We start from the raw sequence: 10,443 nt of genomic DNA on the forward strand, positions 1-10,443 counted from the left end.
ATGTTTAACAGCATACGGAGAGTTGCCCATGCCTCTTATCTTTGCCACCAGACCGCGCTTTTCTGCCTTAAGCCTGGCTATCGCCTGTGCGCTGCCAGCGGTGGCGTTTGCCAACACCGCGGCACCCGCCAACGATGCGGCCACGAAACCCACCTCCAGTAAAGACGACACCCTCACCGTGGTCGCCACCGGCAATCAGCGCAGCAGTTTTGAAGCGCCGATGATGGTCACCGTCATTAACGGTGACAGCCCGGAAAGCCAGACCGCCTCCTCCGCCGCCGATATGCTGCGCAAGGTGCCTGGCATTACCGTCAGCGGTACTGGCCGCAGCAATGGGCAGGACGTTTCGATGCGCGGTTTCGGTAAAAACGGCATATTGACGCTGGTCGACGGTATCCGTCAGGGTACCGACACCGGTCACATCGGCGGGACTTTCCTTGATCCGGCGCTGGTGAAACGCATCGAAGTGGTGCGCGGCCCCGCGGCGCTGTTGTATGGCAGCGGCGCGCTGGGTGGTGTCATAGCCTATGAAACCGTCGACGCTGCCGATCTGTTGCTGCCGGGCCGTGACAGCGGCTACCGGGTCTTTGGCACCGCCGGCAGCGGCGATCACAGTCTGGGCATGGGTGCCAGCGCCTATGGGCGAACCGACACGCTTGACGGCCTGCTGTCATTCGGCACCCGCGACGTTGGTGACTTGCATCAGGGCAACGGTTTTGATGCACCTAATGACGAAACCATTAGCAATGTGTTGGCCAAGGGTACCTGGCATATCGACGAAAACCAGTCGCTGAGCGGCGATTTGCGCTACTACAACAACCGCGCCCGTGAGCCCAAAAACCCACAAGATGCAAACTATTCCAACACCAATCCCCTGACCGAGCGTTCGACTATCCAGCGCGATGCGGCATTGAGCTACAAGGTCAAGCCGCTGGATCAGGAATGGTTGAACGCCGTCGTCAAGGTGTACACCTCGGAAGTCAAAATCAATGCGCATAACGCCGCCTCTGCGGGCGAGTTCCGCAAGCAAACTACCAATGGTGTCAAACTGGAAAACCGCACTCGTCTGTTCGCCGATAGTTTCGCTTCGCATTTGCTGACCTATGGCACCGAAACCTATCAACAGAAACAAAGTCCGGGCGGCGCCACCACCAGTTTCCCTCAAGCGAAGATCAACTTCGCTTCAGGCTGGCTGCAAGATGAAATTACGCTACGTGATATCCCTGTAACGCTATTGGCTGGCACACGTTATGACGACTATAAAGGCAGCAGTCAGGGGCACGACGATGTTAACGCCGACAGATGGTCATCTCGTGGTGCGTTAACCTATTCGCCAACGGATTGGCTGATGCTGTTCAGTTCCTATTCGCAGGCGTTCCGCGCACCGACCATGGGCGAGATGTACAACGACTCACGCCATTTCCCCGGTAACTACTGGGTGCCTAACCCGGATCTACGACCTGAGACCACCAGTACCACCGAAACCGGGTTTGGCCTGCGCTTCGACGACCTGCTGATGGCGAATGACAGCCTGCAGTTCAAAGCCAGTTACTTTGATACCGACGCCAAGGATTACATCGATCTATATGTCACCCGTACACAAACCGCCTCGAAAAACATCTCACGGGCAAAAATCTGGGGATGGGATGCCTCCCTCAATTATCAGACCACGTGGTTCAACTGGGATGTAGCTTACAATCGCACCCGCGGTAAAGACAGGTCGCACAGCGGCGAATTGAATGGTCAAAGCGGCGACTGGCTCGCCAGCATCAACCCCGATACCGTCACCAGCTCGCTGGACATACCGATCGCCGATACCGGCCTGTCTACCGGCTGGGTTGCCACCTTTGCCGAGCGCGCCACACACGTGCCGAGCGGCAGCGCACAACAGGCCGGCTACGGCGTCAATGACTTCTACCTAAGTTATAAGGGGCGCGCCGAGTGGCAAGGCGTCACCACTACCGTGGTGCTGGGCAATGCCTTCGACAAAGAATATTACTCGCCACTGGGCATTCCGCAGGATGGCCGCAACGCCAAACTGCTGGTCAGCTACCAGTGGTAATCGCTTGATTATTCGGTGGGCCAACGCCCGCCGCTACCCCATTACGTCAGGAGATCACGAATGAACAACACGCTCTATGCCCGCTACCAGCAAGCGAAAATCGACCATCCCGGTAAATATGCCCGCGATCTGGCGGAGCTGCTCGGCGTTAGCGAGGCGGAACTGACCCATGCTCGCGTCGGTCATGATGCTCGCCGCCTGCACAGCGACGCCCGTAGCCTGCTCACACAGTTGGAACAGGTCGGCGTCACCAAGTCCATCACCCGCAACGCCTACGCCGTGCATGAACAGTTGGGGCGCTATCAGCACCAGCACCTGAGCGGTCACGCCGGGCTGATTCTCAATCCGCGTGAACTGGATCTGCGGCTATTCCTCAACCAGTGGGCCAGCGCCTTCAGCCTGAGTGAAACCAATAAACGCGGCGTGCGCCACAGCATTCAATTTTTCGATCATCAGGGAGATGCTCTGCATAAGGTGTATACCACCGAAGAAACCGACCTTGCTGCCTGGATGACGCTGGTAGAACGTCATGCCGGTGAGAGCAATCCACCGCTGGCGTTGCAGCCGGCAGCGGTAAAGGCAACCGACACCACGCCGGACAACGCACAAATCGACCGCGAATGGCGCGCCATGACCGACGTGCACCAATTCTTCGCGCTGCTAAACCGCCATCAACTGTCACGCCAGCAGGCGTTTCGAGCCGTGGGCGACGATCTGGCCTATCAGGTGGACAACCAGGCGCTGGCGCAGATCCTCGGTGCGGCACAGCAGGCGCAGAACGAAATCATGATCTTTGTCGGTAACCGCGGCTGCGTACAGATCTTCACCGGGCTAATTGAACGTCTAATGCCGCAAGATGGCTGGATTAACGTGTTCAACCGGCGTTTTACCCTGCATCTGATCGGCGGAGCCATTGCCGAAAGCTGGATCACGCGCAAGCCGACCAAAGACGGCATCGTCACCAGCCTGGAACTGTTTGCCGCCGACGGTACACAGATAGCCCAGCTATATGGTCAACGCACAGAAGGCCAGCCGGAACAGACTCAATGGCGTGAGCAGATTGCCGCTCTGCGCGCCAAGGACATCGCCGCATGAGAACCTCCATCATCCAGGCATTGGCGCTGTGCACGGCGCTACTGTCATTTGGTTCGTCGGCAACGCAACAGCGCATTGTTTCCATCGGCGGTGACGTCAGCGAAATCGTCTATGCGCTCGGCGCCGGCGATCGACTGGTCGCACGGGACAGCACCAGCCTATACCCCGCCGCGCTGCAACGGCTACCAGACATCGGCTATATGCGGCAGTTGAACACCGAAGGCATTCTGGCGCTGAAACCGACGCTGGTATTGACCAGCGAACTGGCTCAACCGGCCTTGGTGTTCAAGCAGCTCGAGGAAAGTAAGGTGCCGGTGGTACGTATTCCCGGCGATACCACGCTTGACGCAGTGCCGGAAAAAATCAACGCCGTCGCCACCGCGTTGAATCTCAGCGCCGAGGGGCAAAAGCTGACCGAACGCTATCGTCAGCAACTGGCGGCGGTCAACGCTCGACCGCTGCCGGTCAAAGTGATGTTCGTGATGAGCCACGGTGGTATCACGCCGATGGCGGCCGGCCAGCAGACCGCCGCCGACGCGGTGATCCGCGCCGCCGGCCTGACCAACGCCATGCAGGGCTTTAACCACTATCGACCGCTGTCGCAAGAGGGGGTCATTGCCAGCGCGCCCGATCTGCTGCTGGTCACCACCGACGGCGTGCAATCCCTCGGCGGGTTGCAGCAATTATGGCGCTTGCCAGGCATTGCCTTCACCCCGGCCGGCAAGCACCGTCGCGCGCTGATCGTTGACGACATGGCGTTACTCGGCTTTGGCCTGCAAACCCCGGCGGCGCTGGCCAAACTGCGTCACGCGGCGGAGCAGCGGTAATGCGCGCTCGGTCCTCGCCATGTCTGGCGATTGGCGGTCTGCTGCTGGTGCTGACGCTATTGGCGCTGGTCGCCGCCAATTACGGCGCCCTGACGCTGTCGTTCTCTACGCTATGGCGACAGCCGTTCAGCGATACTGCCTGGCACATCTGGTTCAATATCCGCCTGCCGCGCGTACTGCTGGCGGTGGTGATCGGTTGCGCTCTGGCGGTATCCGGCGCGGTAATGCAGGGATTGTTCCGCAACCCGCTGGCCGATCCAAGCCTGCTGGGCATCAGTAGTGGTGGCGCGCTGTGCGTGGCGCTGGCGATTGTCCTGCCGCTGACCCTGCCGGTGGCCATTGCCTTGTACGGCCAAATGCTGGCAGCGTTTATCGGTAGCCTGCTGGTGTCGTTATTGATCTACGGCATCAGTCGTAGCGGCCATGGCAGCCTGTCCCGCCTGCTGCTGGCGGGCATCGCCATCAATGCCCTGTGCATGGCGGCGATTGGCGTACTGTCTTACATCAGTAGCGATCGGCAACTGCGGCAGTTTTCGCTGTGGATGATGGGCAGCCTCAACCAGTCGCAATGGCCAACGCTGGCGATCGCCGCGTCGCTGATTCTGCCTGCCGCGTTACTGACGTTATTGCAGGCACGACGTCTTAATCTGTTGCAGTTAGGCGATGAGGAAGCCCATTACCTCGGGGTAAACGTTAAGCGCGTCAAACTGCAACTGCTGTTGCTCAGTGCGTTATTGACCGGTGCCGCGGTGGCGGTCAGCGGCGTAATCGGTTTTATCGGTCTGGTGGTACCGCACCTGGTGCGCATGCGCCTCGGCGGCGATCACCGTTGGCTGCTGCCTGCCTCGGCACTGGGGGGCGCCTGCCTGCTGCTGGTCAGCGACACGCTGGCGCGTACCCTGGTCGCCCCGGCGGAAATGCCGGTGGGCTTGATGACCAGCCTGCTCGGCGGCCCTTATTTCTTGTGGCTGGTGATACGCCAGCGGGAGAGACTCGGTGACTAGTGCCACCTGCCTAACGGCACAACAACTGCGTTACACCCTCGGCACGCGTCGCATCGTCAATGACGTTTCACTGAGCATCGCCAGCGGTGAAATGGTGGCGATTATCGGCCCTAACGGCGCCGGCAAATCTACCCTGATGCGCCTGTTGACCGGTTATCTGCAGCCAAGCTGCGGGGAATGCCGGCTACTCGACCAGCCGCTGGAGCACTGGCAGCCGTCGTCATTGGCCAAGGTACGGGCAGTAATGCGCCAGCACAGCAGTCTGGCGTTTCCGTTCAGCGTACAAGAAGTGATTGCCATGGGGCGCACGCCGCACGGCCGGCGAGATATGCAGCAGGCTCTGCAACAGGTGATGCAGCAGACCGATTGCCTGAGCCTTGCGCAACGCGATTATCGTCAGCTTTCAGGTGGCGAACAGCAACGGGTGCAGCTGGCGAGGGTATTGGCGCAGCTGTGGCAGGCGACTCCTTCGCCGCGCTGGCTGTTTCTGGACGAACCGACCTCGGCGCTCGACTTGTACCATCAGCAACATACGCTGCGACTGCTGCGCACGCTGACGCGCCAGCAGCCGCTGGCGGTGTGTTGCGTACTGCACGATCTCAATCTGGCAGCGCTGTATGCCGATCGCATCCTGCTGATGCATCAGGGACATCTGGTGGCCAGCGGCTCCCCGGCAGAGGTGTTGCAAGCCGAACAGCTCACCCGCTGGTATCAGGCAGACGTTGGGGTGATGGCACATCCGGAAACGACATCATTGCCACAGATTTATCTGCGGCAATAACGCCAGACGCAGCAAGGTGACCAATGCCCTCGTTACAACGCGAGGGCATTAGGCCACCAGCTCAACTCGAGCAGGATATCTCCAGGTGTTTTCCCCAATCCGGTGGCAACGCGGCGAAATCCTCATAACGCGGATCGTCGTCAAACGGCTTCAACAACGCCTGATGCAAGCGTGCCAGTTTGCCAATGTCATCCTTCTCCGCCGCCTCGATCGCCTCCTGAGCCAGATAGTTACGCAAAATCAGCTTAGGATTCACCGCCTTCATCGCCCGTTGACGCTGTTCATCACCGACCTGCTCCTGCAGCAAACGCTGGCGATACTGCAAATACCAGCGGTCGAACGCCTCGCGGTCGATAAATTCGTCGCGCAGCGGCGAACGCGTTTGCCGTTGTTCAACCTCGCTCAGCAGACGGAAGGTACGCGTATAATCTCGCCCTTCTGCCGTCATCAGGCTCAGCAGGCCAGTCAGCAAATCGTTGTCCTGTTTCTCCTGGCTAAAGAAGCCAAGCTTGGCGCGCATCTTGTCGCCATAGGCATGCATTAATGCCGGCTCAAAGGCCGCCAGCGCCGCTTCCAACTGCTCGACACTCATCAGACCGGATAGCGTCTGCGCCAGACGATGCAGGTTCCACAGCGCCACCGCCGGCTGATTGTCAAAAGCATAGCGGCCCTGATGATCCGAATGGTTACAGATGTAGCCTGGCTGATAGTCGTCAAGGAAACCATACGGACCATAATCGATGGTAATACCCAGGATCGACATATTATCGGTATTCATCACCCCATGGGCAAAACCGACGGTCTGCCAGTCGGCCATCAGTCGCGCGGTGCGCTCAACCACCTCGGTAAACCACAGCACATATTTGTCGGCGTCGTCGGCCAGTGCGGGCCAATGGCGGGCAATCACAAAATCCGCCAACTGACGCACCTGCTCCGGCTGTTTACGGTAATAAAAATGTTCGAAATGACCAAATCGCACATGGCTTTCCGCCATGCGCATCAACATCGCACCGCGCTCCGGCTGCTCGCGATACACCGGTTGGTCGCTGGTGACGATGGTCAGCGCGCGACTGGTAGGGATCCCCAGATGATGCATCGCTTCCGAAGCGAGAAACTCACGCACCACCGAGCGTAATACCGCGCGGCCATCGCCCATACGCGAGTACGGCGTTAACCCTGCGCCCTTGAGATGCCAATCCATGCTGCGGCCATCCGGCAAGCGCTGCTCGCCGAGCAAAATGCCACGACCGTCGCCCAATTGCCCTGCCCATACGCCAAACTGATGCCCGCTATAGACCTGCGCCAGCGGTTGCATACCCGGCAGCAGTCGCTCGCCGGCCCACACCGGCGCATTGTCCGGCGTAAACCAGCTGTCGTCCAATCCCAGCTCATGAGCCAGCGGCTTACTGTGATACAGCAAACGTGCCCCCTGCAGCGGGGTCGGGGTTAATTCTGTGTAGAAACCAGGCAATTGCTGGTGGTATGCGTTTTCGAACTGCGGCATAGGCCCTCCGTTCACTGTAGTGTAGAGCCAGAATGCGCTGATGAACACCGAGGAAATGCAGGGGATAAACCGCTGCCGCACAGATAGATGCGGCTAAGTCGGGCTATATGCTGCAGCAGCGCGCGGATGACTGTTACTGCGCTGACCGAATATATTTGCAACGTAAAAAGCTGGCGAGAAATAACAAACCACCAGCGGTGGCCACCGCTGCGCAACCCTATTCCTGGCTACTCGCACGGTTTAAGCGCACGATGGCGAGCCCGCCCCTGGCAGCTTGCCAAGAATACCCATTACTATATAAATAATTATTGTTTCTCACCGTTAAACACCTCGGGAACCTGGCGTAGCGAATCAAGATTATCCACACTGACGCTAGGCCATAAAAAACCTTGCAGGCCAAAAACCTCGGCATTAATCAGTTTATCCAGGTGGTGTTTATCTTCTATTCCGGCGACGATCACCCCTTGGCAAAGTAAATTGATATTCTTTAATAACGAATCAATTATCAGGTCATAGCCTTGGTGAGAAAACAGCTGCCAATAAAAACGCCGGTCTATTTTCACGTAGTCAAACAGGCCATCATACAACGCATTCAGCGGTGCCTTACCGGAGCCAAAATCATCCAGCCATAGCGTAAACCGCTCACTGAGCCGGCAAAGCGTATCATTTTTTTTGCCCGCAGACAGTTGAGGAAAACCCTCACTGATTTCTAATACAAGAAACGGTAAAAGTTGCAAACGCTGAGCAACCTGCCGATCGTTAACGATCAGCTCCGCCACGCTTTGTTCGATATTGATACTCAATAACACTCGATGCTCAATAAACCATGATGCATATTGCTCTATTAACAGCAGTTGTTCATTAAATAGCGCAATTCTCTGCGTGGGGGTCAATAAGCCAACCCCAATTTCCGTTGGCATTGCCAGATCGCCGTCAAGACTATCGAATCGGCTCAAGATCTCTACCGCTAACAACCGTCCATCGCTAGAATAAACCGGCTGGAAAACATAGCGACTAATAAAGTCGGCTTCAAATTGGATTTTCATTTTAATGCCAGAGGCCAAATGGCGAGCATCTCATCGTATATCAATACATTTTATCGATCAATCCCTGTGAGATTAATCGGAAATATCAATGTAAATACCGATAAAATCACTTTTAATTGATAGCTTAAGGCTATATGCGCTACGTCGGACGGTGATAAAGAATAGCCTACACTTAAGACAAATGGGCGCTACAAAGCCGATTTATCATCGATATTTCACTTAAGTGATATAACTGTGCTGACAATTTGACTTAGCCATCTTGTTTTTATTAGCAAAATCGGCCGAATTTTAAGAAATATCTCAGGTGGCATTTTTTATCATCTGTGCGTTTAACGTTACAATTGATTAAAACCGATTACATATCAATTCCGGCGTTTATTCTTGACATTGAGTTTGATAAAAAATGCTCACCTTGCTTTTTGCCAATCTTGTGCTCTTACATCTACCGCTGCGGTTATTTAATCACCTCGCTAAGCCACCGTTGCAGTTGCTGTAATTCGGTTGCCTGCTGCGGATAGTCAGCCAACAGTCGCTGACAGCACGCCGTCACCGCATCACTGCGGTAGGCACAGCCCACCAGCAAGGTGGCCAACTGCTGTAGCGGTGCCGGTTGCAGGCTATCGCTGAAAATTTGTGCCCGAGTAATTGCGCCCTGTTCGACGTCGAAAAAGATATCTACGCCGCCCCAGGTGAAGCGCTCATTGAGCAGATGACTGAACGCCGGCGCTTTGCCAAAATTCCACTGCCAACTACTTTGCTTGGCAAACTGCTCGGCGAAGTTAGGCAAGTCGGGGAACGCCTCGGGAGAAATCACTTCCGCCGTTGCGCTGCTGCCATAGTAGGCAAAAAAGGTCTGAATAATCGCCTCGCACACTTGCTGATGAGTAATTCCGGGGGCAAACTCCGCCAGATTGGCGACCCGCGAGCGCACCGAGGTTATGCCTTTGGCCTGTAGCTTTTTCGGATCGGGATTCAGATAGTCAACTAGCCGGTTAAGATCGGCATTCAACAACAGCGTGCCGTGGTGAAAGCCGCGATCTGCAGTTTCACGGTAGGCTGAACCAGAAATCTTGCGTATGCCGTCGGCGGTATCAATCACCAGATCGTTGCGACCCGAGGCGCTGGCGTTAATACCCAGACGTGACAGCGCCTGTAAAATAATGTCGGTTGATACCGTTTTGTCATAACCCGGTTTGCCGGCCATAAAGGTAAAACAGGTGTTACCGAGATCGTGGAACACCGCCCCGCCACCGCTACTGCGACGTGCCAGGCGGATACCGTCTTGCTCCATCCGCCGGGTGTTGCACTCTTTCCACGGGTTTTGCGCCTGGCCTATCACCACCGTTTCGGCATTGCGCCACAGGAACAGTATCACTTGCGAGTTCATCTCGCGGAAGATGCACTCCTCAACCGCCAGATTGAACCAGGGATCGTAAGAGTCGGAAATCAATAAACGCAGGGAGGTCATGGCAGTCACCGCTGAAGTAAACAGGAGATGCTGCCATTATATCGGAAAACAAAGGGTTAACTTATCGAAAAAGGCGCCGGGTCAGATGCGGCGCGCCTGCCAGTAAACCTTTTTCCAGTAGACGTTATCCAGCGAGGAACGAATCACGCCACGGCTGGTAGAGGCGTGAATGAATTGATCGTTGGTATCATAAATACCGACGTGCAGACCGTTTTCACCATGGCCGGTTTTGAAGAACACCAGGTCGCCCGGCAACAGTTCTTCGCGCGATACCTTGGTGCCCAGCTCGGTTTGTGCTTCGGTCGAGCGCGGCAGTTGCATATCGAAACGGTCGCGGAAGGTACGATAGACGAAGCCGGAACAATCGACGCCGCCGCGATCCAGCCCACCGTAACGGTACGGTGTACCGTGCCATTGGCGTAGCTGTTCGTTTAACTGCGCCACGACCACGATCGAATCCGCCAGCTTGCCGCTGGGTGGTGGTGCGTGACTGCTGCAACCGGCCAGAACCAGGCTGACCAGTAAAAATAGTGTACGCATCCTACATATCCCTTTATTGAATCCGTTGCCGTATGCTTTTGGGCATAATTTATCCCTCGCGTGAGGAAAAAGGCAAGCGTGGTGAAGGTGATAAGCGGTACGGTACGGTTTTTTGC

The 10,443-nt window shown here is 56.5% G+C and carries 9 protein-coding genes; 5 read left to right on the forward strand and 4 right to left on the reverse strand.

The window, feature by feature from the left end:
* Nucleotides 1-28 precede the first annotated feature (28 nt).
* The 5 genes from NYE85_RS17135 to NYE85_RS17155 are packed head-to-tail and all read left to right on the forward strand — an operon-like array spanning nt 29 to nt 5,769.
* A complete protein-coding gene (locus NYE85_RS17135) occupies nt 29-2,062 on the forward strand; it encodes a TonB-dependent hemoglobin/transferrin/lactoferrin family receptor (protein WP_259005926.1) in 2,034 nt (677 codons plus the stop codon).
* A gap of 60 nt (nt 2,063-2,122) precedes the next feature.
* Nucleotides 2,123-3,157 (forward strand): hemin-degrading factor, encoded by a 1,035-nt coding sequence (locus NYE85_RS17140; protein WP_259005927.1) that lies wholly within the window; start codon nt 2,123-2,125, stop codon nt 3,155-3,157.
* Nucleotides 3,154-3,984, forward strand: coding sequence for a hemin ABC transporter substrate-binding protein (locus NYE85_RS17145; protein WP_259005928.1), 831 nt, complete (start codon nt 3,154-3,156; stop codon nt 3,982-3,984). Before NYE85_RS17140 ends, NYE85_RS17145 begins: the two co-directional genes overlap by 4 nt.
* On the forward strand, nt 3,984-4,988 hold the full coding sequence (locus tag NYE85_RS17150; RefSeq protein WP_259005929.1) for an iron ABC transporter permease: 1,005 nt from the start codon (nt 3,984-3,986) through the stop codon (nt 4,986-4,988). Before NYE85_RS17145 ends, NYE85_RS17150 begins: the two co-directional genes overlap by 1 nt.
* Complete coding sequence (locus NYE85_RS17155) at nt 4,981-5,769, forward strand: heme ABC transporter ATP-binding protein (protein WP_259005930.1); 789 nt, start codon at nt 4,981-4,983, stop codon at nt 5,767-5,769. The genes NYE85_RS17150 and NYE85_RS17155 overlap by 8 nt, the downstream gene beginning before the upstream one ends.
* Before the next feature lie 61 nt (nt 5,770-5,830).
* Here NYE85_RS17155 and NYE85_RS17160 read toward each other — a convergent pair whose 3' ends face one another.
* The 4 genes from NYE85_RS17160 to NYE85_RS17175 form a co-directional block, all read right to left on the reverse strand.
* Nucleotides 5,831-7,273 (reverse strand): protein adenylyltransferase SelO, encoded by a 1,443-nt coding sequence (locus NYE85_RS17160; protein WP_259005931.1) that lies wholly within the window; start codon nt 7,271-7,273, stop codon nt 5,831-5,833.
* 305 nt (nt 7,274-7,578) lie between these two features.
* Complete coding sequence (locus tag NYE85_RS17165; protein WP_259005932.1) at nt 7,579-8,319, reverse strand: EAL domain-containing protein; 741 nt, start codon at nt 8,317-8,319, stop codon at nt 7,579-7,581.
* Nucleotides 8,320-8,773: 454 nt separating this feature from the next.
* Nucleotides 8,774-9,787, reverse strand: coding sequence for a lipoate--protein ligase A (locus NYE85_RS17170; RefSeq protein ID WP_259005933.1), 1,014 nt, complete (start codon nt 9,785-9,787; stop codon nt 8,774-8,776).
* An 81-nt stretch (nt 9,788-9,868) separates the two neighbouring features.
* A complete protein-coding gene (locus NYE85_RS17175) occupies nt 9,869-10,327 on the reverse strand; it encodes an NlpC/P60 family protein (protein ID WP_259005934.1) in 459 nt (152 codons plus the stop codon).
* Between the last annotated feature and the right edge of the window lie 116 nt (nt 10,328-10,443).

Origin of the sequence: Serratia sp. AKBS12, assembly GCF_024793895.1 — a bacterium.
In the GTDB taxonomy this organism is placed as follows: domain Bacteria; phylum Pseudomonadota; class Gammaproteobacteria; order Enterobacterales; family Enterobacteriaceae; genus Serratia_F.